General features: G+C 70.5%; 18 protein-coding genes. 4 read left to right on the plus strand and 14 right to left on the minus strand.

What is annotated here, in order from left to right:
* Positions 1-27: 27 nt before the first annotated feature.
* The 4 genes from OG801_RS02325 to xylA form a co-directional block, all read right to left on the minus strand.
* Complete coding sequence (locus OG801_RS02325; RefSeq protein ID WP_406033369.1) at positions 28-801, minus strand: inositol monophosphatase family protein; 774 nt, start codon at positions 799-801, stop codon at positions 28-30.
* Positions 798-1418, minus strand: a complete 621-nt coding sequence (gene pgsA / locus OG801_RS02330; RefSeq protein WP_355231135.1) for a phosphatidylinositol phosphate synthase — start codon at positions 1416-1418, stop codon at positions 798-800. The genes OG801_RS02325 and pgsA overlap by 4 nt, the downstream gene beginning before the upstream one ends.
* 148 nt (positions 1419-1566) lie before the next feature.
* On the minus strand, positions 1567-2961 hold the full coding sequence (gene xylB / locus OG801_RS02335; RefSeq protein WP_406033371.1) for a xylulokinase: 1395 nt from the start codon (positions 2959-2961) through the stop codon (positions 1567-1569).
* A 10-nt stretch (positions 2962-2971) separates the two neighbouring features.
* The gene (gene xylA, locus OG801_RS02340) at positions 2972-4126 is read right to left on the minus strand and encodes a xylose isomerase (protein ID WP_406033373.1); all 1155 of its coding nucleotides are present in this window, start codon (positions 4124-4126) and stop codon (positions 2972-2974) included.
* Positions 4127-4265: 139 nt separating this feature from the next.
* On the opposite strand from xylA, the gene OG801_RS02345 reads away from it, so the two are divergent.
* Positions 4266-5462 (plus strand): ROK family protein, encoded by a 1197-nt coding sequence (locus OG801_RS02345; RefSeq protein ID WP_406033375.1) that lies wholly within the window; start codon positions 4266-4268, stop codon positions 5460-5462.
* Here OG801_RS02345 and OG801_RS02350 read toward each other — a convergent pair.
* Genes OG801_RS02350 through OG801_RS02365 form a run of 4 tightly spaced genes read right to left on the minus strand, consistent with a single transcriptional unit; the run spans position 5459 to position 11141 of the window.
* Entirely contained in the window at positions 5459-7864 is a 2406-nt protein-coding gene (locus tag OG801_RS02350) for a beta-glucosidase (RefSeq protein WP_406033377.1), read from the minus strand. The genes OG801_RS02345 and OG801_RS02350 overlap by 4 nt on opposite strands.
* Before the next feature lie 11 nt (positions 7865-7875).
* The gene (locus OG801_RS02355) at positions 7876-8772 is read right to left on the minus strand and encodes a carbohydrate ABC transporter permease (protein WP_355020167.1); all 897 of its coding nucleotides are present in this window, start codon (positions 8770-8772) and stop codon (positions 7876-7878) included.
* A complete protein-coding gene (locus OG801_RS02360; protein ID WP_355020168.1) occupies positions 8772-9839 on the minus strand; it encodes a sugar ABC transporter permease in 1068 nt (355 codons plus the stop codon). The genes OG801_RS02355 and OG801_RS02360 overlap by 1 nt, the downstream gene beginning before the upstream one ends.
* Before the next feature lie 9 nt (positions 9840-9848).
* Entirely contained in the window at positions 9849-11141 is a 1293-nt protein-coding gene (locus OG801_RS02365; protein WP_406033378.1) for an ABC transporter substrate-binding protein, read from the minus strand.
* Between the two features lie 160 nt (positions 11142-11301).
* Here OG801_RS02365 and OG801_RS02370 point away from each other — a divergent pair, with 160 nt between their 5' ends.
* Positions 11302-12330 carry a LacI family DNA-binding transcriptional regulator gene (locus OG801_RS02370; RefSeq protein WP_355020170.1) on the plus strand — a complete coding sequence of 343 codons (1029 nt, stop codon included), beginning with the start codon at positions 11302-11304 and terminating at the stop codon, positions 12328-12330.
* 99 nt (positions 12331-12429) lie between these two features.
* Here the strand turns inward: OG801_RS02370 and OG801_RS02375 are convergent, their stop codons facing one another.
* The 3 genes from OG801_RS02375 to OG801_RS02385 are packed head-to-tail and all read right to left on the minus strand — an operon-like array spanning position 12430 to position 15559.
* Positions 12430-13698 carry a sugar ABC transporter permease gene (locus OG801_RS02375; RefSeq protein ID WP_406033380.1) on the minus strand — a complete coding sequence of 423 codons (1269 nt, stop codon included), beginning with the start codon at positions 13696-13698 and terminating at the stop codon, positions 12430-12432.
* Positions 13695-14444, minus strand: a complete 750-nt coding sequence (locus OG801_RS02380) for an ATP-binding cassette domain-containing protein (RefSeq protein ID WP_355020172.1) — start codon at positions 14442-14444, stop codon at positions 13695-13697. Before OG801_RS02380 ends, OG801_RS02375 begins: the two co-directional genes overlap by 4 nt.
* Positions 14441-15559, minus strand: a complete 1119-nt coding sequence (locus tag OG801_RS02385; protein ID WP_355020173.1) for a substrate-binding domain-containing protein — start codon at positions 15557-15559, stop codon at positions 14441-14443. The genes OG801_RS02380 and OG801_RS02385 overlap by 4 nt, the downstream gene beginning before the upstream one ends.
* A 191-nt stretch (positions 15560-15750) precedes the next feature.
* Here OG801_RS02385 and OG801_RS02390 point away from each other — a divergent pair, with 191 nt between their 5' ends.
* Positions 15751-17949: an acyltransferase family protein gene (locus tag OG801_RS02390; protein WP_406033383.1), complete on the plus strand. Its 2199-nt coding sequence runs from the start codon at positions 15751-15753 to the stop codon at positions 17947-17949.
* On the opposite strand, the gene OG801_RS02395 is transcribed toward OG801_RS02390, so the two are convergent.
* Genes OG801_RS02395 through OG801_RS02405 form a run of 3 tightly spaced genes read right to left on the minus strand, consistent with a single transcriptional unit; the run spans position 17946 to position 20148 of the window.
* Positions 17946-18350: a RidA family protein gene (locus OG801_RS02395; RefSeq protein WP_160022834.1), complete on the minus strand. Its 405-nt coding sequence runs from the start codon at positions 18348-18350 to the stop codon at positions 17946-17948. The genes OG801_RS02390 and OG801_RS02395 overlap by 4 nt on opposite strands.
* A gap of 26 nt (positions 18351-18376) precedes the next feature.
* The gene (locus tag OG801_RS02400; RefSeq protein WP_378680514.1) at positions 18377-19126 is read right to left on the minus strand and encodes an IclR family transcriptional regulator; all 750 of its coding nucleotides are present in this window, start codon (positions 19124-19126) and stop codon (positions 18377-18379) included.
* Entirely contained in the window at positions 19123-20148 is a 1026-nt protein-coding gene (locus OG801_RS02405) for a sugar kinase (RefSeq protein WP_406033386.1), read from the minus strand. Before OG801_RS02405 ends, OG801_RS02400 begins: the two co-directional genes overlap by 4 nt.
* A 125-nt stretch (positions 20149-20273) precedes the next feature.
* Here OG801_RS02405 and OG801_RS02410 point away from each other — a divergent pair, with 125 nt between their 5' ends.
* On the plus strand, positions 20274-21605 hold the full coding sequence (locus OG801_RS02410) for an amino acid deaminase (RefSeq protein ID WP_406033387.1): 1332 nt from the start codon (positions 20274-20276) through the stop codon (positions 21603-21605).
* Positions 21606-21609 lie beyond the last annotated feature (4 nt).

The following is a 21609-nucleotide window of genomic DNA, read 5'->3' on the forward strand; positions in this document are numbered from 1 at the left end:
CCAAAGTGGACTGCTCCAAGTGGACTGCTACCCGGTCAAGGCCTCGGCGGCCTCTGCCACCGCGGTGGGTGCGCCGGCAAGCGACCAGGTGACGCCGCCGGCTTCCACCTGGGTCGTGGCTCCGCCGGCGCCCAGGACGAGGGCGGCGCCAGGGAGCCGGTCCCAGTCGGGGACGGAGTGCTGGCAGAAGAGGTGGAGCTTGCCCTGGGCGATGGCGGTGAGGTCCATCGAGCCGGAGCCGAGGATCCGGATCGAGGCGGCGCCGCTGGCGACGCGGACGTACGCCTCGCCGACCGGCTGCTTCAGCTTCGAGGGGTGGAGGTAGGTGGTGAGGCAGGCGAGGGCGAGCGGCGTGTCGGGCATCGCGTCGAGCCGGACGCCGTTGCGGGTCGTGGGCAGCTCTGGGCCGCCGACGTAGACCGCGTCCTCCGCCGGTGAGTAGATCGCACCCAGGACTATGCCGTCGCCGTCGGTCAGCGCCAGCGCCGAGCACCACCAGTCGAGGCCGCGTACGAAGTTGTAGGTGCCGTCGACCGGGTCGATGGTCCACACCCGGCCGGTGGTCGACTCGCGGGCCGACCCCTCCTCGCCGAGGATGCCGTCACCCGGGTGCTCGGCCGTCAGGCGTTCGACGATCGCCTTCTCGGCGGCCTTGTCGGCAGCGGTGACCAGGTCGGAGACCGAGGTCTTCGTCTCGATCGAGTCACCGATGCCCTCGTTGCGCATCTTCGCGGCGAGCGAGCCGGCACCGCGGACGAGCTCCGCGGCCAGGCGTACGTCTGCCTCGGTCGGCGCGGTCACGAGGCCGCCTCCTCGGCGAGGGCCTGCTTGCGGACGGTCCAGATGCGCTGGCCGACGGTCACGGTCGAGGCGACGGCGAGGATCCACAGCGCGATGTAGATGAGCAGGTCGAGGGAGAAGATGCCGGCGAAGCCGGTCATCACCAGGACCAGGACCAGACGGTCGGCGCGCTCGGCGATGCCGACGTTGGCGGTGAAGCCCAGCGACTCGGCGCGGGCACGGGCGTAGGAGGTGACCGCACCAATGACGAGGCACCACAGGGACAGTGCGAGGTAGAGGTCGGAGTCACCCGGGCCGGCGAAGTAGAGCGCCAGGCCGCCGAAGACCGCGCCGTCACCGAACCGATCGAGGGTGGAGTCCCAGAAGGCACCGAACTTCGACGTACGTCCGACGGCACGCGCCATCGCCCCGTCGATCAGGTCGCTGAAGACGAAGCAGGTGATGAAGATCGTGCCGGCCAGCAGCTCGCCGCGCGGGTAGAACGCCAGCGCTCCGACCACTACTCCGATGGTGCCGACGAGCGTCACGACATCGGGGCTGATCTTCAGCGCCACGAACAGCCGGACGATGGGCGCGAGGACGACTCCCTGAACGAAGCCTTTGATGTGATCCAACATGGCGCGGCCACGGTATCGGACGTAGGTGTCGGTTGAGCCGCGAGCGCAGCGAGCGTGTCGAAACCAACACAGTCCCGTTTGCGCTCGAACGACTGTGTTGGTCTCGACACGCCTTCGCCTAGCGGCTCCGGCGGCTCGACCAGCGGAGCTAAACGCCTTCGGTCAGATCGCGGACCTCGGCATAGCGGGAGCGTACGGCGGGGTCGGGGTCGGCCTCGTAGGTCTGGGTGCCGGCGAGCTCCCAGGTCGGGGGCTCCGCGCCGCCGGTGAGGAGCCAGGCGGCCTGGCGGGCGGCGCCGTCGGCGACGTACTCCCCCGGCTCGGGGACGAGTACGGGGTGGCCGAGGACGACGGGTGCGAGACGGCGTACGGCCTCGGAGCGGGCGCCCCCGCCGACGAGGAGGACGCGGTTGACCGCGACGCCCTGGGACTTCAGCGCATCGATGCCGTCGGCGAGCCCGCAGAGCAGGCCCTCGACGGCCGCGCGGGCCAGGTAGGCGGGCTCCGCGGTGGCGAGGGTCAGGCCGTGGATCACGCCCCGAGCCGACGGCCGGTCGGGGGTGCGCTCGCCCTCGAGGTAAGGGACGAGGACCAGGCCGCCGGAGCCCGAGGGCGCCTCGAGTGCCAGCCGGGAGAGCTCCTCGTGGCTCACCCCGAGGAGCCGGGTGGTGGCGTCGAGGACGCGCGCGGCGTTGAGGGTGGCGACCAGCGGCAGGTAACGGCCGGTGGCGTCGGCGAAGCCCGCCACAGTGCCCGACGCGTCGGAGGTGGGTGTCTCCGATACCGCGCAGGCGACGCCGGAGGTGCCGATGGAGACGACGACGTCACCGGGCCGGGCGCCCACGCCCAGGGCCGCCCCGGCGTTGTCGCCGCAACCGGGGCCGAGCAGCGCCCCGGCCGGCGTACGTCCCGCCGAGGCCGAGGGCGCGAGCACCTCCGGCAGCACGACATCGTCCCGCCCGAGCGCCCGTTTGAGCAGGTCGCGACGGTATTCGCCGGTCACGGCCGAGTAGTAGCCGGTGCCGCTGGCATCGCTGCGGTCCGTACGCAGCGCCTCCAGCCCCGGGGCGCCGGCGAGCTTCCAGGTCAGCCAGTCGTGGGGCAGGCACACCGCCGCGACCCGGGCCGCGGCGTCCGGCTCGTGCTCGGCGAGCCAGCGCAGCTTGGTGGCCGTGAAGCTGGCCACCTGCACCGAGCCGACGGCATCGGCCCAGGCCGCGGCACCCAGCTCGGTGTTGAGCGTGGCGGCCGCGCCGGCCGAGCGGGTGTCGTTCCACAGCAGTGCCGGGCGTACGACCTCTCCGGCCTCGTCCACGCAGACCATCCCGTGCTGCTGTCCGCCGACGGAGACGGCGGCGACGTCATCGAGCCCGCCGGCCGCCTCGGCGGCCGACTCGAGCGCGGTCCACCACGCCGCCGGGTCCACCTCCGTCCCCTCGGGATGCGGCGCGGAGCCGGAGCGCACCAGCGCCCCGGTCTCCGCGTCACGGACGACGACCTTGCAGGACTGGGTCGAGGAGTCGACCCCGGCGACGAGCGGCATGCCCTGCAACCTAACGAAGCCCGAGGAGGTGGTCCATGGCCAGCTGGTCGAGGTGCTCGAACGCGTAGCCGTGGTCCAGCTTCTCGATGTCGTACGTCGCCTTGCGAATGTCCTCGAGCGTCTCGCCCTCGGCCAGCGTCGGCACGGAGAGCTCCTCGACCTGCGAGGCCTCGAGCGCAGCCTTGACCTCCGGGTCGGCCCGGAAGGCCTTGGCCCGCTCACGCAGCACCAGGTAGTTGCGCATGCAGCCCGCGGCCGAGGCCCACACCCCGTCCTCGTCCTCGGTGCGCGGCGGCTTGAAGTCGAAGTGGCGCGGGCCCTCGTAGCCCTTGGTCTCCAGCAGGTCGACCAGGTTGAACGCGCCCCGCAGGTTGCCCGCGCCGAAGCGGAGGTCCTGGTCGAAGCGCGGGCCGTGCTGACCGTTGAGGTCGATGTGGAAGAGCTTGCCGTGCCACAGCGCCTGGGCGACACCGGAGGCGAAGTTGAGCCCGGCCATCTCCTCGTGACCGACCTCCGGGTTGAGGCCGACCATCTCGGGACGGTCGAGAGAGTTGATGAAGGCGAGCGCGTGGCCGATCGTCGGCAGCAGGATGTCGCCGCGGGGCTCGTTGGGCTTCGGCTCGATGGCGAACCGGATGTCATAGCCCCGTTCGGTCACGTAGTCGCCGAGCAGGTTGACCGCCTCGCGGTAGCGGTCGAGCGCGGACGCGATGTCCTTGGCAGCGTGCGACTCCCCACCCTCACGGCCACCCCACATGACGTACGTCGTGGCGCCGAGCTCGGCGGCGAGGTCGATGTTGCGCGCGACCTTGGCGATCGAGTAGCGGCGCACCTCGCGGTCGTTCGAGGTGAAGCCACCGTCACGGAAGACCGGGTGACCGAAGAGGTTGGTGGTGGCCATCGGCACCTTGAGGCCGGTCTCGTCCAGCGCGGCCTTGAGCTTGTCGATCTCCGCCTGGCGCTCCGCGTCGCTCGCGTCGATCGCGAAGACGTCGTTGTCGTGGAAGGTGATGCCGTAGGCGCCGAGCTCGGCCAGCTTGTGCACCGAGTGGGCGACGTCGAGGTGAGGCCGGCTCGCCGAGCCGAACACGTCCTGCCCGTTCCAGCCCACGGTCCACAGCCCGAAGGTGAACTTGTCCTCGGAGGTGGGGGTGTAATCGGTCATAGCCTTGCTTCCTCACATTAGTTCATGTCTCGGACTATATGATCAACATGAAACGCGACGGCCGTCACATTGTCAACCCTTTGAACACTTGCTAGCGGGTCGCTTGACCTAAAGTTCAGAACTTGGTCTAATCCCGTGCATGACCGCCAGAACCGAGCCTGCCCAGCATGCCGGGATGCGGGCGAGCAACCTCGCGCTCGTGCTCGGCGAGGTCGCCCGCACCAGCCCGGTCTCGCGGGCGCAGGTCGCTGCGCGCACCGGCCTGACGAAGTCGTCGGTATCCGGGCTGGTGTCCGATCTGATCTCCGCCGGCCTGATCCAGGAGAGCGCCCCGGCCGCGACCGAGCGTGGCCGGCCCGCCACGGCGCTCAACCTCGCTCCCGGAGGCGTCGCCGGCCTCGGCCTGGAGGTCAACGTCGACTACCTGGCCGCCGTGGTGACCGACCTGACCGGCGTGCCGCGCTACCACCATGTCGTACGCCGCGACAACCGCGGCCGCGAGGTCGACGAGGTGGTCGCCGATCTCATCGATCTGGCCCGCACCGCCGCCCGCAGCGCCACCTCCCAGGGTCTACCGCTGTCAGGTGCCTGCGTGGCGGTGCCCGGCCTGACCGTCGAGGGCGCCGTCGTACGCACCCCCAACCTGGGCTGGGCCCGGGTCGATCTCGCCGGCGCCGTCGGCGAGGGAACCGGGCTCGAGGTCGACGTGGAGAACGAGGCCAATCTGGCGGCTCTCGGCGAGATGTGGTTCGGCGGCCACGAGCACGACGGCGCTCCCCTGCGCGACTTCGTGCACGTCTCCGGCGAGATCGGCATCGGTGGCGGCATCGTGATCGGTGGCGAGGTCTTCCGCGGCGCGCACGCGGGCGCCGGCGAGCTCGGCCATGTCGTGGTGGCTCCCGACGGCCCGCGGTGCGGCTGCGGCGGCCACGGCTGCCTGGAGCGGATGGCCGGGCAGCAGGAGATCCTCGCCCGCGCGCAGGTGGCGACGATGGCTGACCTCACCCGGGCCTGCGAGGCGGGCGATCAGGCGGCGCTCGACGCCGTCGCCGGCGCCGGCCGACACCTCGGCGTCGCACTCGCCTCGGTCATCACCCTCCTCGACCCCACCGCGATCGTGCTCGGTGGCGCGTTCGCCACACTCGCGCCCTGGCTGACCAAGGCGACCGCGGCCTCGATCAGCCACCACACCGGTGCCGTCGAACCGCCCGGGCTGCTGGTCTCCGGGCTCGGCAGTGACGCCGCCGTGCGCGGAGCGGCCGGGACCGTCGTACGCCGCGTCATCGCCGATCCCGCCGCCCATCTCGCCCGCCAGGCGGCCCGCGCCACCGGCTAGATGCGCGAGACCGCCGCCGTCGTCATCCGCTGGTCGGAGGGGCCGACCCGGTGCACGTCACCGGTGATCGTGACCAGAGCCTTGTCGGTGCCCGACTCGCCGGCGGCCGAAGCGGCCTCGACGTCGGAGAGCTCCGCGATGCCCTCGGCCACGGCGGTGGCGACCTTCTCCCCTGCCGAGGCGGCGACCCAGACCTCGACCTCACCGGGCTCGACGACGCGGTTGTAGCTGCGGTCGGCGAAGGCCAACCGAGTCGTCGGCACGTCGAAGCGTACGGTCGCCGACTCGCCCGGCTGCAGCGCCACCCGCTGGTAGCCGAGCAGCTGCGTGACCGGTCGGACCACCGAAGCGAGCAGATCGCGTCCGTAGAGCTGGACCACGTCCACGCCGGCGACGTCACCGACGTTGGTGACGGTCGCCTCGACACCAAAGGTGCCACTCGCCTCGACCGAGCGGTCGGCCGAGAGCCCGCTGTAGCCGAAGGTGGTGTAGGAGAGCCCGAAGCCGAACGGGCGGGCCGGCGTCGGGTCGGTGCTGGTGACCTCGGACGGACCGCCCAACAGCGGCTGGAGGTAGCTGTAGGGCTGAGTCCCGGAGACCCGCGGCAGCGAGACCGGGAGCCGGCCCGACGGGTTGACCGCGCCGGAGATGACGCGCGCCAGTGCCGCACCGCCCTCCTCGCCAGGGAAGAACGCCTGCAGCACCGCGGCGGGGCGGGTCTCGTCGTCGAGCGCCCACCCGATGGCGTACGGGCGGCCGGTGACGACCACGAGCACGACGGGCGTGCCGGTCGCGACGACCGCGGACACCAGCTCGCGCTGGACGCCGGGGAGCTCGAGCGACTCGGAGTCGTTGCCCTCCCCCACCGTCCCGCGGCCGAAGAGGCCGGCCTGGTCGCCGACGACGACCACGGCCACGTCGGCGTCCTCGGCGGCGGAGACCGCGGCGGGGAAGCCGGAGCGGTCCGTGCCCTCGACGTCACATCCGGCGACGACCTCGTAGGAGGAGGCGCCGAGCTCGGCCCGGACCGCCTCGGCGATCGTCGGCAGCTCGATGCCCAGAGGCTTCTCGGGGTAGCTCACCATCACGTGGTTGACGAAGGAGTAGCAACCCATCAGCGCCTCGGAGCGGTCGGCGTTCGGGCCGATGATCGCCACCTTGCCGAGGTCGCCCCTGAGCGGGAGGACCCCGTCGTTGCTGAGCAGCACGACCGACTCCTCGGCGAGCCGACGGGCCAGCGAGCGGTGGGCCGGGGAGTCCAGGTCGATCGACTCCGGAGCCCCCTCCACCAGACCGGCCGCGAAGGACTCGTCGAGAAGACCGAGCTCCTCCTTCTGCTTCAGCGCGCGCAGCACGGCCCGGTCGACGATCGCCTCGGAGACCTCGCCGGAACGGATCAGCGCCGCGAGCGGCTCGAGGTAGGCATCCCCGCTCGGCAGCTCGATGTCGACACCTGCCTCGAGGGCGTACGCAGCTGCCCTCCCGCGATCGGCGGCGATCGCATGCATCACCGCCAGGAACGCGACACCGAAGTAGTCGGCGACCACGACCCCGTCGAAGCCCCAGGTCTCGCGCAGCAGCGTGGTGAGGTGCTCGATCGAGGCATGCTGCGGCACACCGTCGATGTCGTTGTAGGACGCCATCACCGACCGCGCGCCACCGTCGAGGACTGCCATCTCGAACGGCGGCAGGAAGATGTCGGCGATCTCGCGCGGACCCGCCGAGAGCGGCGCGTGGTTGCGCCCGGCCCGCGAGCCCGAGTAGCCCACGAAGTGCTTCAACGTGGCATGCACGCCGGCCGACTGCAGCCCGCGGACGTACGCAGTGCCGACCGTCCCGACGAGGTAGGGGTCCTCGCCGATTGCCTCCTCGCAGCGACCCCAGCGCGCGTCCCGGATCACGTCCAGCACGGGCGCCAGGCCCTGGTGGATGCCGAGGTCGCGCATATCGGACCCGATCATCGCCGCCATCTCCTCGACCGCCTCGGGGTCGAAGGTGGCTCCCCAGGCCAGCGGGGTGGGAAACGTCGCCGCCTCCCAGGTCGCGAGTCCGGTCAGGCACTCCTCGTGGACCAGCGCGGGGATCCCCAGTCGGGTCTCGTCGACCAGGCGCTTCTGCTCGGCCCACAGCCAGGCGGCCCGCTCGGCGGGCTCGACCGGCCGGGTGCCGTAGACCCGGGTGTAGTGGCCCAGGCCGTGGGCGGTGATCTCCGAGAGTCGGCGGTCACCTCCCGAGATGCTGCTGCTCATCTCGTTGGCCATCGGCGCGACGACGTCGCCGCCGCGATCGAGCCAGTAGCCCACTATCTGGGCGAGCTTCTCCTCCAAGGTCATCTGGGCATGCAGGTCACGCACGCGATCGGAGACGTGCGGCCAGGCGGGAAGGGGGGCGTTTTCAGTCACAGTTGTCCCTACTAGCCCTTCACCGCGCCCTGCAGGCCGCTGACGAGCCGGCGCTGGAAGGCGAGGAAGAGCACGAGAGCCGGGATCATCGCGAGCGTGGTGAACGCGAGGACACCGGCGGTGTCGGCGGAGTGTTCGGTGGAGAAGTCGGCGACGCCGAGCGGAAGCGTGCGCATCTTGTCCTGCAGCAGCAGGAGCGGCAGCAGGTAGGCGTTCCAGGAGGTCACGAAGGCCAGCACCCCGACGGTGATCATCCCGGGTGCGGACAGCGGCATCAGGACCCGCCAGAAGATGCCGATCCGGCTGGCGCCGTCGATCAGGGCGGCCTCCTCCAGCTCCTTGGGCAGCGCCATCAGGAACGGCCGGAGGATGACCACCGTCATCGGCAGCGCGAACGCCGCCTGTGGCAGGGCCACGCCCCACCACGTGTTCGCCATCTGCAGGTTGCGGGTGATGATGATGAACAGCGGGATGATCGCCACCGCGGCCGGGAAGAGCAGGCCGAGCACGAAGACCATGAACAGCGCCTCGCGCCCGCGGAACTGGTAGCGGGCCAGCGGGTACGCCGCCATCAGCCCGAAGACGACGGTCACCACGGTGGTGATGATCGCGATCATCGTCGAGTTGAGTGCGTACTGCCAGAACGAGGGGTTGTTCAGCACGCCCGCGTAGTTCGTCCAGACCCAGGGGTCGGGCAGCCCGGCCGGCTTGTCGGCGAGCTGGGCGTTGCTGCGGAAGCCGCCCAGCGCGCCGTAGAGGACGGGCCCGAGCGTGATCGCGACCACGACGAGCGCGATCAGGTAGACCCACAGGTTGCCGCCGCCGAAGCTGCGGCGACGCTGCTTGCGGGGTGATCGGCCCGAGCCGTTTCCGGTCTCGGCGAGAGGTTCGAGGGTCACGCTGGCCATCACGCCGCCTTTCGCTTGCGGAAGAGAGCACCGACCAGAGCGCGCTCCGCTCGGGTGTATCGCTGGGTGTCGTCCTGGGTGTCACGACGCAGGATGAGGACCTGGTAGGCCAGCGCCATCGCGAAGGCGATGACGAACAAGATCACCGAGGCAGCGCCCGCGATGCCGTAGTTGTGGCGCTTTGTGCCCTCGTCGATCAGGTACGTCGCCATGGTGGTCGTCGCGTTCGCGGGACCGCCCTGGGTGAGCACCCAGATCATGTCGAAGCACTGGATCGACCCGATCATCGACAAGAAGGCCCAGGTGCGCATGGTCGGACCCAGCAGCGGGATGGTGATCTGCCGCTGTGTCTGCCACCAGGAGGCGCCGTCGAGCTGGGCGGCCTCGTAGAGCTCCTCGGAGATACCCTGCATGGCTGCCAGGAAGAGCAGCACGGCCAGGCCGAGATACTTCCAGGTGAGCACCAGGAGCACGACCCACAGGGCGTACTCCGGAGTGCCCAGCCAGCCCTGATCGGGCGGGGTCAGCCCGACCTTCGCGGTCATCGCGTCGAAGAAGCCGTACTGCGGCTGCAGCAGCTGCAGCCAGACCACCGCGGCGATGACCTCGGCGAGGACGTACGGCACGAAGATGATGGTCCGGAGCAGGCCCTGGCCCCTCATCCTCCGATTGAGCAGCAGCGCGATGGCCACTCCGAGCGGCAGCTGGAGCAGGATCGAGCCCACCACGATCACCGCGTTGTGGGCGACCGCGCTGCGGAAGACCTCGTCGCCGAGGACCTCGGCGTAGTTCTCCAGGCCGACGAAGTCGGTCAGGTCGCCGAAGCCCTTCCAGTCATAGACCGAGAAGCGCACCGCGGTGATGATCGGCCAGGCGACGAAGAGCGCGATGAGCACCAGTGCCGGAGTGACGAAGACAAGGATCTCGAATCGCTTGCGCCAGGTGTCACCACTGAGTCCGGCACCCCTCGTACCGCCGGGCCCCCGGCGTACAGGAGCTGTACGCCGGGTGCCCGATGTGGCGTGTCCTGGCACCGCCCGAGCGGGGTCGGTCACGTCGTGTGTCACAGGTTCGACTCACTTTTCCTTGTCCGCGGCGGCCTGGGTGGCCTCGACGATGTCGGCTGCCGAGCCCTTCCCCGCGAAGACGTTGATGATGGCGTCGTTCATCGCGCCGCCGACGGACTGGCCGAAAGCGGTGTCGAAGTAGAGCTGGACGTACGGAGCGCTGTCACGGACCTTGATCAGGTCGGCCAGAGCGGGGTCGGTCAGCGAGCCGACCGCGTCGGGGTTGGTCGGCAGGCCCATCCCGTTCTCGGCGAAGCCCTTCTGCACATCGGTGGAGAGCAGGTACTTGGCGAAGTCGACCGATGCGTCGGGAGCGCCCTCGGAGACAGCCCAGGCGTCACCGCCGCCCATCTGCGCGGCCGGGTCGCCCTGGCCACCGTCGATGGTCGGGAAGGAGAACCAACCGGTCTTCTCGCCCAGGCCCTTCTTGTCCTCGGTGATGCCCTGCATCACGCCGGGCTCCCAGTGGCCGGCGAGCTCCATGGCGACCTTCTCGGTCGCGAGGAGGCCGGAAGCCGAGGTCGGTCCCTCCTGGGCGCCGGTGGAGAGGAAGCCCTTGTTGAACGGCTCCTTCGCGACGATGTCGGCGACGTCCTCACCGGCCTTCTCGAAGCAGGGGTCGGAGAAGTCGAGACTCTTGACCGCCGAGGTCAGCACGTCCTGCGAGCACTCCCGGACCGCGGTCCAGTAGTAGTAGTGCGCGGCCGGCCAGGCGTCCTTGGCACCGACCGAGACCGGCTGGATGTCCGCGGCCTTGAGCTTGTCGACGGCGGCGTAGAACTCATCCATCGTCTTCGGCGCGGTGCTGATGCCGGCCTTGGCGAAGAGGTCCTTGTTGTACCAGAAACCGACGACTCCGATGGAGAACGGCAGGGCGTACGTCTGGTCCTCGACCTGCCAACCGGCGACCGAGCCGCCGATCATCTCGATCTCGTCGGCCGCGTCCTCGCTCAGGTCCTTGGTCAGCCCGGCCTCGACGTGGTCGGCGAGCTCGCCGCCGCCACGCTCCATGTAGACGTCGGGGATCTGCTCGGGGTCACCGCTCTGGAACGCAGCGTCCAGCTTGGTGAGCATGTCCTCGTGCGCGAACGCCTGCACCTTGACGTCGACGCCGGGGTTCGCCTTCTCGAAGTCCTTGGCGACCTGCTCGTAGTAGCCCTTCCCGGGATCGTTGTTGGAGTTGTGCCACCAGATGATGGTGTTGTCGTCGCCGCCACCGGAGTCGCCCGAGCCACCACAACCGGTGGCGGCAATCATCAATCCGGCGCACAGCGCGGCGAGCGCTTGTGTCTTCCTCGACATCTTGGGACCTCTTCGTCACAGTTCTGGATGTTTGGGGCATGTGACTGCCGCCACATTGTTGGGGTCGAGCATGGCGCGTGCCAGGGCTTGTGTCAATCGTTGTCGATAACGTTTTCGTAGCCTGTTATCGACAATCCCCGAAGTGGGCTACTGTCAGGCCATGAGCACGCTCGATCAGCCACGCCCCCGCCGGGTGACCATCACCGACGTGGCCCGCGAGGCCGGCGTATCCGTGGCCACCGTCTCCAAGGTGATCAACGAGCGCTACGGCGTCAGCGAGGCGACGGCCGAGAAGGTGCTCGCGGTCATCGACGAGCTCGGCTACCAGTCCTCGCTGATCGCCTCGAGCCTGCGCCGCAAGTCCACCGGCGTGATCGGCGTGCTCGTGGCCGAGTTCGAGCCCTACTCCGCCGAGCTCCTCAAGGGCATCTCGGCGGCGCTGGACGGCACCGGCTACGAGCTGCTGGCCCACGCCGGACGCACCGGCGCACACAACCACACCGGCTGGGAGCGCCGCTCGCTCTCCCGCCTCGGTCACACCCTGATCGACGGCGCGATCGTGGTCACACCGTCGATGATCATCACCGACGAGACCACCATCCCGGTCGTCGCGATCGACCCCCACACCGGGCCGGACGGCCCGATGACCGTCGACGCCGACAACATCACCGGCGCCCGGCTCGCCGTCGACCACCTGGTCGGGCTCGGCCACCGACGGATCGGCTTCCTCGGCGGGCGCCCCGACCTCCGCTCCGCCGGCCTGCGCGAGCAGGGCTACCGCGAGGCTCTCTACGACGCCGGTCTCAGCGTCTCCCCCGACCTGATCCGGGTGGGCGGCTACCACCCCGAGCTCGCCGAGGCGCCGGCCCGCGAGCTGCTCTCGCTCCCGGCCGGCGAGCGCCCCACCGCCATCTTCGCCGCCAACGACATCTCCGCGATCAAGGTCATCGAGGTCGCCGGCTCGCTCGGCCTGCGCGTGCCCGAGGACCTCTCGGTGATCGGCTTCGACAACGTACCCGAGGCCCGCGACGCCACTCCCCCGCTCACCACCGTCGCCCAGCCGCTCCACGAGATGGGCCGGGCCGCTCTCGGGCTCCTGCTCGAGCTGCTGGAGGGCAAGCAGACCGAGCGCCATCTGCGGCTGCCCGCCGAGCTGGTCGAGCGCAGCAGCACCGCTCCGCCGGCCTGAGCCTCCGTCAAGGCATGCAGCGAAAGGCGCACATCCCGTGCGGAGCTCCGCTGGGGATGTGCGCCTTCGCCTGCATACCTTGACGGAGGAACGCGCCCGCTACACGTGCCCGGTAGCCGATGCCCGGCGCCGAGAGAGCGCGTCGACGCTGGCCGCCACCAGGAGGACCAGGCCGGTGACCATCCAGACGGTGCCCTGGGGCTGGTCGAGCAGGCCCATCCCGTTGTCGATGACGGCCACGACGGTGCCGCCGATGACGGCGTCGATGACCCGGCCCTTGCCGCCGAAGAGCGAGGTGCCACCGATGACCGCGGCGCCCACGGCGTACAGCAGGGTCGTCTCGCCGCCCGTGTTCGGGTTCACCGAGTTGGTGCGGCTGGCGATCATGATGCCGGCCACCGCCGCCATGGTGGAACAGAGGACGAAGCACGACAGACGCACGCGGAACACGTTGATCCCGGCCCTGCGTGCCGCCTCGGCGTTGCCGCCGACCGCGTAGACGTGCCGGCCCCAGGCGGAGCGGGTCAGCGTGAAGGTGAGCAGGATCAGCAGGCCGACGATCACCACCAGCGAGACCGGCACCCCCTTGAGCGAGGTCAGCGCCGGGTTACGGCTGCGTTCGACGGAGAGATAGCCGACCACGGCGAGCACCACGACCGTGAGCAGCCCGGTCTTCAGCGCCCACAGCAGGATGGGCTGCACGGTGAGGTTCTTGGCGCGGCGGCGCGCATCGGTGATGTACGTCAAGGCCGCATAGCCCACGATGCAGACGATGCCGAGCACCCAGCCGAGCCAGACCGGCAGGTTGGCGTTGTTGAGGCCGTTGATGAAGTCGTTGCGGATGGGGATCGTCCCGCCCTCACCGATCATCGTCAGGAGTACGCCCTGCAGCCCGAGGAAGGCGGCCAGCGTGACCACGAACGACGGGATCCCGAGCCTGGCCACCAGCAGACCGATGAGCAGACCGATCAGCGCTCCGGTGAGCAGCGCCGCCAGCAGCGCCGGGATCAGCGGCCACTCCTGCCGGGTCAGGCACACGCCGAGCACCCCGGCGCACGTGCCGCCCGCGAATCCCGCGGACAGGTCGATCTCGCCCAGCAGCAGCACGAAGACCAGGCCCATCGCGAGCACGGTCACCCCCGCCGACTGGCCAATCAGGTTGGCGAAGTTGAACGAGTTGGTGAACTGCTCGGGACGCAGCGCGGAGAAGACCACGACCAGCGCGATCAGACCCAGCACCGCCGGCAGCGAGCCGACCTCACCACCCCTGAGCTTGGCCATGTAGGCCCGGAAGATCCCGCCCAGAGAGTTATCGGGCTCCGGGTCCGGTGCCGCGGCGATCGTCGGGTCATCGGTGTCGGTACTCATGCCGCACCCCCTTCGGGAACGACGCCGGTGGTGATCGCCTGCACGACCCGCTCACGCGTCGTGGAGGCGGCCTCGATCTGCCCGACCATGCCGCCCAGATACAGGACCGCGATGTCGTCGGCGACCTCGAAGACGTCGTTGAGGTTGTGGCTGATCAGCAGGACACCGAGACCCCGGTCGGCCAGACGCCGCACCAGCCGGAGCACCTGCTCGGTCTGCGCCACGCCGAGAGCGGCCGTCGGCTCGTCGAGGATGACGAGCTTGGAGTTCCACAGCACGGCCCGGGCGATCGCCACCGTCTGACGCTGGCCACCGGAGAGGGAGGCCACCGGCGTACGCACCGATTTCAGCGTACGCACCGAGAGACCGTCGAGCGTCTCGCGAGCACGCTGCTCCATGGTGTCCTCGTCGACCAGCCGCAGCCGTCTCATCTCCCGGCCGAGGAACATGTTGTGGACGACGTCGAGGTTGTCGCACAGGGCGAGGTCCTGGTAGACGACCTCGATCCCGAGCGCGGCGGCCTCCTTGGGGTTGGTCACCTTCACCGGCTCGCCCTCGAAGAGGTAGTCACCGGCGTCGAAGAGATGGATCCCGGCCATTCCCTTGACCAGGGTGCTCTTGCCGGCACCGTTGTCGCCGACGAGCGCGGTGACCCGGCCCGCCTGGACCGAGAGGTCCACTCCGCGCAGGACCTGCACGGCGCCGAAGGACTTCTCGACGCCGCGCAGCTCAAGCAGTGGACTCACTGAGGCACGCCGTTCTCGGTGCACAGGTCGGCGATCGCACCGGCGCACACCTCGGCGGCGTCGGCCTGACCGTCCTCGATGACGGTCCCGACGGTCTCCTTGGTGACCCAGACGGGCTCGGCGAGCACGGACGGCACGTCCGTGCCGGCCTCGGTGTCCTCGACGCTGCCGGTGGCCAGCGCCTCGGCACCCTCCTCGTCACCCTCGATCAGCGCGATCGCCAGGTCCGCGGCGGCCTTGGCCTCGAGCGCGGTGTTCTTGTAGACGGTGCCGCACTGGAAGCCCTGCAGGATGTTCTGCAGACCCTCGACCGAGGCGTCCTGGCCGGTCACCGGGATCTTGCCCTGGGCGTTGTTCGCCTTCAACCGGGCGATGATGCCGCCGGCCATGGTGTCGTTGGCCGAGACCACGCCGTCGATCTTTCCGCCGTTGGCCGTGTACATCTGGTCGAAGACCTTCCCGGCCTTGGTGGCGTCCCACTCCCCCGACTGGTCCCCGACGAGCTTGTAGGTGCCGTCGGCGATCTTCGGCTCGAGCGCCTTCTCGTAGCCCGACTTGAACAGGGCCGCGTTGTTGTCGGTGGCCGCGCCGTTGACGTAGACGATGTTGCCGCCCTTCTTGCCCGCGGCGGTGATGCACTCGTCGAGGCCCGTGCCCATCAGCTCGCCGACCTTCACGTTGTCGAAGGAGACGTAGTAGGAGGCGCCGCCGTTGAGCGTCAGCCGGTCGTAGTCGATGCTCGTGACGCCCGCGTCGGCGGCCTTCTTCAGGCAGGCCGCGCCCGACTCGGAGTCGAGGTTGGTGATGATGATGACCTTGACGTTCTCGTTGATCATGCTGTCGCACAGCTGACCGAACTTGGCGGTGTCGCCCTGGGCGTTCTGGATCGTGGCCTCGAGGCCGGCGTCGTCGAACGCCTTCTCGAGGTTGGGGCGGTCCTGGGACTCCCATCGGGGAGACGTGGTCGCGTCGGGGAGGATCACTCCGACGTCGGTGCCGCCCGAGTCTCCCGAGTCGCCACCGTCATCCGAGCCTCCACATGCCACGAGCGATGCGGTCGACAGGGTCGCCACCGCTGCGACCGCCATCAGGCGGCCGATCTTGTGCGTGTTCATCGTCGAACTCCTCAGTCCTGGGTGTGATCTAAGTCACGTCGGGGTGCAACCTATCTCCTTCAGCGGCGATGTGAAGCGGTTCTGAGGAGATCTCGACGGCAGATTGATAACGGCCGTATGCCTTCAGGTCACCACTGCTCGTTACGGTGCGACGGCTCTCACCCGTCAACGTCCACTAGAACAGCGATCACGTGACCGCCACCTTGGATTTCCGCACGCCCGCGACCAGTCGGGCCGACAGCGATCCCAACAGCCCCAAATCTGGGCACACCTCTGGGCACACTTCCGGACACATCAGCGAGATCCACGGGCTGCGCGGCATCGCCCTGGCGCTCGTGGTCGCCTTCCATCTCTTCGGCAACGGCCGGGTCTCGGGCGGGATCGACGTCTTCCTGGTGATCTCCGGCTTCCTCGCCACCCGATCACTCGTGGGCAGGGCCGAGCGCGGCCGGGTGAAGCTCGGCGAGCACTACGGACGTACGTTCGCGCGGCTCGCCGCGCCGGCGCTGATCGTGCTGGCCGCGACGGCCGCGCTGATGGTGGTCTTCATCCCGCAGACGTTGTGGACGCAGACGACCCGCGAGCTCGTCGCGGCCGCGACGTACACGCTCAACTGGGAGCTCATCGCCAACCAGCTCTCCTACGGCGCCGCGGGGCCGTCCTCGACTCCGGTGCAGCACTTCTGGTCGCTCGCGGTGCAGGGGCAGTTCTTCCTGCTGTGGCCGCTGGTGGTCGTCGGGCTCGCCCTCGCGCTCCGTGTCGTGGCCCGCGGCCGGCTGGTGCGGCTCAGCCTCGCGCGGGTGCTGTTCGTGCTGACCGCGACCGCGTTCGCGCTCTCCTTCGCCTATGCGGTCAAGGTCTCCGGATCCGACCAGGCGGCTGCGTACTTCAACTCCATCACCCGCTTCTGGGAGATCGCCGCCGGCGCCCTGGCCGCGCTCGCCCTGCGGCCCCGAAGGAATGGGCAGAGCAGCCTGCCCGAGAAGATCAAGCCGTACGCCGCGTGGACCGGTCTCGCCCTGATTGTGACCTGCGGTTTCGTGATGGACGGCGCGGACCACTTCCCGGGGCCGCTGGCCCTGTGGCCGGTCGCCGGGGCGCTGCTGGTGATGGCCGGCTCCACCCCGTCGCCCCGCGGGCCGCGCCGCCTGCTGGAGACCCGGCCGCTGCGGTTCGTCGCCGACATCTCCTACGAGCTCTACCTGTGGCACTGGCCGCTGCTGATCGCATGGCTCTACTACACCGGCGGGGAGCGGCTCACCGTCGCCTCGGCCGCGGGCGTGCTGGTCGTCTCGACGCTGCTCGCCTGGGCGACCAACCGGCTGGTGACCCGGCAGGTCCAGACGTACGTCATCAGGCCCGGCGGTCCGCGAGCCCTGGTCGCCACCCTGACTGCTCTCGTGGTCGCCGTCGGCGCCGGCTGGAGCGGCCTGACCGCGATCGACCACTCCGAGGACAGGGCGATCGCGGCGGCGGCCCGGCTCGCCACCGCCGACCCCTTCACGACCGAGTGCCTCGGCGCGGCTGCGCTGGCGGTGCGCTCCGCGGGAAGCTCGTGCCACAACCCCGACCTGCGGGGCGAGCTGATCCCGGCGGTGGCCGCGATCGGCGCCGACGACGAGAACCGGAGCCAGTGCTGGTCCTTCGAGGAGCGTCCGGTGCGCTTCAGCGCCTGCCCCAACGGGTCGGTCGAGGGCTACCGGAAGCGGCTGCTGATGGTCGGCGACTCCCATGCCGTCGCCCCTGTCGGCGCCCTCGACCTGATCGGCGACCAGCGCAACTGGCGCATCGACGTCGCCGCCCGCGCCGCCTGCCACTGGAACACCCGGCCGCTCGGCCGGAACATCGCCGACAACCGCCCCGCCTGCGCGGAGTGGAACCGGCAGCTCGAGGCCTACCTGCGCGCTCCCGAGCAGCAGGACCTCGACGCGATCATCGTCACCCACTCGGCCCGCAAGACGACCCAGCCGCTGGACGGCGAGACGCCGTACGAGTCCACGGTCAACGGCTTGGTCGAGGCCTGGAGCCACCGGCCCGCGAAGGACGTCCCGGTGATCGCGCTCGTCGACAACCCGATGTTCGAGCCCGACAACGCCGCCTATCTGCGCACCACCCTGGGCTGCATCCAGCGGCACTCCCCCGAGACCGCCGGCGAGAAGTGCGGGCGGCCGCGCACCGACGTACTCGTCAAGGATCCGCACCGCGACGCGGTCGCCCGCGACCCCAACGCGCACCTGGTCGACCTGACCCACCTGTTCTGCGGGGACGAGGTCTGCCCGGCGGTGATCGGCAACGTCATCGTCTACCGCGACGGCAACCACATCACCTCGCGCTACGCCCGCACCCTGGCGCCCTACCTCAGCCGGGAGCTCGCCCGGGTGGTCGACTAGCGAGCGACGGCGAGCGCGTCGATCTCGACGAGCATCTCCTCGCGCGGGAGGCCGGTCATCACGGTGGTGCGGCACGGGAGGATGCCGCCCTCGGCGACGCGTGAGCCGATGAACTCGCCGTAGGCGTCGTTCATCGCGGCGAAGTCGTCCCGGGTGGTCAGGTAGACCCGGAGCATCAGCACGTCCTCGAAGCCCGCACCGGCGGCAGCCAGGATCGCCTCCACGTTCTGCAGGGTGCGTACGGTCTGGGCCTTCACGTCGCCGGGGAACAGGTACTCGTTCGTGGCGGGGTCGACGGGGCCCTGACCGGAGACCTGGATCAGGCCGCCGCGGACCACGCCCTGGGAGAAGGTGTGCGCCGGGGCCGGGGCCTGGTCGGTGGAGATGCGGATGTCGGACATGGGATGGGTTTCCTCTCGGGGTGTTCTCATGAGCTCCGGCCGGCCCAGTCGGCGGAGATCGCTTCGGTGGCCGCGAGGAGCTGCGGCACCAGGGCACGCACCCCATCGCGGGGCAGGATGACGTCGGGCACGGAGACGGAGACCGCGGCGACGACGCGCCCGGCCTCGTCGCGCACGGGCGCCCCGACGCAGTTGATGAAGTCCTCGTGCTCGGCGGCGTCCTCGGCCCAGCCCTGCTCGCGCGTCCGGGCGAGCACCTCGTGATAGCCGGCCGCGTCGGGGATGGTGCGGCTGGTGAACGGCCGGAAGTCGATGCCGGCGACCACCGCCTCCTGCTCACCCGGAGGCAGCCCCGCGACGAGCACCTTGCCCACAGCTGTCGCGTGCAGCGCGGCGGGCAGACCCACCCGCGAGTACATCCGCACCGAGTGGGTGCTCTCCACCTTGGCGAGGTAGATGGCCGTGCCGTTCTCGTACGCAGCCAGGTGGACGGCCTGGCCACCCGTCTCGGCCGCGAGGCGGGTCAGGTGGGGCTGGGCCACGTCGCGGATCGCGTGCTGGGAGAGGGCTGCCGCGCCGAGGGCGAACAGCCGGGAGCCGAGGTGGTAGCGCTGGCGGTCGTCGCGGCGTACGAAGCGGTCCGCCTCCAAGGTGTGCAGCAGCCGCATCGCGGTGGTCTTGTGGACCTCGAGACTGGCGGCCACCTGGTCGAGGGATCGCTCGCCCTCACCGAGCTCGATGAGGATCTGCAGCGCGCGGGAGAGACTCTGACTCATCGCGGCCCGACCTCCTCACGGATCGCCGGGGTGTCGATGCCGGACGCGCTCACCCGGGTCGCGGCCCAGTCGTCCTCGGAGGACTCGAGCAGCCGGGCACGTACGTCGGCGGCCGGCGGTCGCGCGTGGTCGCCGGTCGCGGCCAGGACGCCCGCCGCGACCAGATGGCCCTGGCGCAGCCGGCCGACCGGGCCGGTCCCGTCGACGAGCGCGGCGAGGTAGCCCGCCGCGAAGCCGTCGCCCGCGCCGACCGGCTCCACGACGTCGACCCGGAGCGCGGGGACCTGCGTGGCGCTTCCGTCGGCGTCGTACTCCCCAGCCGCGTGGGAGTCGGCCTTGATCACCAGCCGCGGACGCTCACCCAGGAGCTCGCGGAGGTCCTGCGGAGCGTCCGCGCCGAGCGCCGCGCGTGCCTCGTCGGCTCCGAGCAGAACGATGTCGGCCGCGCGGAGCAGGTCGATCAGCGGCGCGATGCTGCGCCCGGCCCACAGGGCCGGTCTCCAGTTGAGGTCGACGCTGAGCCGGAAGCCGAGCTCATCGCGCAGCGCCAGCAGGCGGGTGAGCAGCGTCGATCCCTCCCCGAGGATGCCGACGGTGATGCCGGAGGTGTGCACGACCTCGGCCGAGGCCAGCGCCTCCGCGACCCCCGGCAGATCCAGCAGGCCGGCGTCCATCGCGGCGGCCGCGGAGCCGGCACGGTAGTAGTGCATACGACTGCCCCCGGGGGCGGGCTCCTTCAGGTAGAGCCCCGTCGGCCGCTCGGGATCACGCTCCGCCTCGACGTCCACGGCGCGGGCGATCAGGTCCTCGGTCACGACGTCGCCGAACGGGTCCTGGCCGAGCCGGGACACCCAGGCGGTCCGCACGCCGAGGGCGGCCAGGGCACCGGCCACGTTGGCCTCGGCGCCGCCGACCGAACGGCGCAGGGTCGTCGCCCCGGCGAGCGACTGGTCGCCCTCCGGACGCAGGACGACCATCGCCTCCCCGAGACAGACCACTCGCACGTCTCCGCTACTGCCCACGAATGGAGCTCCTCCCCTGTTGGTTCTTCGCCGGGCCGTTGACGCCCGGTGTGGCCGATGCTACAACTAACGAATCGAAATACGCAATCACTGTTGCATAATGTGCAACGCAGGAAGGACGGGTTATGGATCACCCGGCAGCCCACATCGACACAGCGGCCGTCGCGGCGCTGCGCGAGGAGCGGGTCGACTGGCGCCACAAGGCGATCCCGCCCGCGCTGTGGGGACGTACGGTCGCCGAGGTGCTCGAGGCGGCGCCCCGCCTCTCGCAGCTGCCCACGCCCGTGCTCTCCCTCTCCCGCGTCGCGATGACCCACAACCGTGACGTGCTGGCCGCCTGGTGCGCGGAGCGGGGCATCGCCCTGGCTCCGCACGGCAAGACCACGATGGCTCCGCAGCTGTGGGCCGAGCAGCTCGCCGCCGGCGCCTGGGCGATCACGGTGGCGAACCTCCCCCAGCTCGCCGTCGCCCGCGCCTTCGGCGTCTCCCGGGTGATCGTGGCCAACGCGATCGTCTCCCCGCTCACCCTGCGCTGGATCTCGGACCAGATCACCGAGGACGCGGGGCTGGAGGTGCTGGTGTGGGCCGACTCGCCACGAACGGTCGCCCTGATGCACGAGGCGCTCGCTGCCCATGCCGCCGAGGCCGGGCCGCGCCGCCCGCTCGGCGTCCTCGTCGAGCGCGGCGCCGCGGGCGGTCGCACCGGCGCCCGTGACGAGGCGACCGCGGTCGCCGTGGCCGAGGCGGTCGCGGCCTCTCCCCACCTGGAGCTCGCCGGGGTCACCGGGTACGAAGGCGCCCTGGCGCACACCACCGACGAGGCCGCGCTCGGCGTCGTCCATGCGTACGTCGACAGCCTGGTCTCCCTCCACCGGCGGATCGCCGGCCTGCTGCCCGCCGGCCGGACGCCGGTGGTGAGCGCCGGCGGCAGCGCCTACTTCGAGCAGGTCGCCGACGCGCTCGCGCCGCTGGTGGCCGACGACGAGGCCCGCGTGGTGCTCCGCAGCGGCGCCTACATCACCCACGACGACGGCTTCTACCGCGGCATCTCACCGCTGGGGAGCACGCCCCGCACCACCGGCCCCGGCCTGCGCAGCGCCCTTCACGGCTGGGTGCGGATCTCCTCGCAGCCGGAGCCGGGGCTCGCGCTCTTCGATGCCGGCAAGCGCGACCTGCCCTTCGACGAGGGCATGCCCGAGGCGCAGCTGCTTCGGGCACGGACGACCGGCTCCCCTGCGACCCCGATCACCGGTGTCGCCGTGACCGCACTCAACGACCAGCACGGCTTCCTCCGCTGGGACCCCGCGACCGAGGCACCCGTCGTGATCGGCGACGAGCTCCGCCTCGGGCTCTCGCACCCGTGCACCGCCTTCGACAAGTGGGGCCTCATCCCGGTCCTCGACGACGCCGACGCCGACGACCCGGTCGTCGTCGACCTCGTACGCACCTGGTTCTGAGGGG

This window comes from Nocardioides sp. NBC_00163, from assembly GCF_045206295.1.
GTDB lineage: Bacteria > Actinomycetota > Actinomycetes > Propionibacteriales > Nocardioidaceae > Nocardioides.

Bases quoted from the DNA above. Each gene is read 5' to 3' on its own strand.
- pgsA (WP_355231135.1), bottom strand. From the start codon at position 1,418: ATGTTGGATCACATCAAAGGCTTCGTTCAGGGAGTCGTCCTCGCGCCC.
- xylB (WP_406033371.1), bottom strand. From the start codon at position 2,961: ATGCCGCTCGTCGCCGGGGTCGACTCCTCGACCCAGTCCTGCAAGGTC.
- xylA (WP_406033373.1), bottom strand. From the start codon at position 4,126: ATGACCGATTACACCCCCACCTCCGAGGACAAGTTCACCTTCGGGCTG.
- OG801_RS02345 (WP_406033375.1), top strand. From the start codon at position 4,266: ATGACCGCCAGAACCGAGCCTGCCCAGCATGCCGGGATGCGGGCGAGC.
- OG801_RS02355 (WP_355020167.1), bottom strand. From the start codon at position 8,772: ATGGCCAGCGTGACCCTCGAACCTCTCGCCGAGACCGGAAACGGCTCG.
- OG801_RS02365 (WP_406033378.1), bottom strand. From the start codon at position 11,141: ATGTCGAGGAAGACACAAGCGCTCGCCGCGCTGTGCGCCGGATTGATG.
- OG801_RS02370 (WP_355020170.1), top strand. From the start codon at position 11,302: ATGAGCACGCTCGATCAGCCACGCCCCCGCCGGGTGACCATCACCGAC.
- OG801_RS02375 (WP_406033380.1), bottom strand. From the start codon at position 13,698: ATGAGTACCGACACCGATGACCCGACGATCGCCGCGGCACCGGACCCG.
- OG801_RS02385 (WP_355020173.1), bottom strand. From the start codon at position 15,559: ATGAACACGCACAAGATCGGCCGCCTGATGGCGGTCGCAGCGGTGGCG.
- OG801_RS02395 (WP_160022834.1), bottom strand. From the start codon at position 18,350: ATGTCCGACATCCGCATCTCCACCGACCAGGCCCCGGCCCCGGCGCAC.
- OG801_RS02400 (WP_378680514.1), bottom strand. From the start codon at position 19,126: ATGAGTCAGAGTCTCTCCCGCGCGCTGCAGATCCTCATCGAGCTCGGT.
- OG801_RS02410 (WP_406033387.1), top strand. From the start codon at position 20,274: ATGGATCACCCGGCAGCCCACATCGACACAGCGGCCGTCGCGGCGCTG.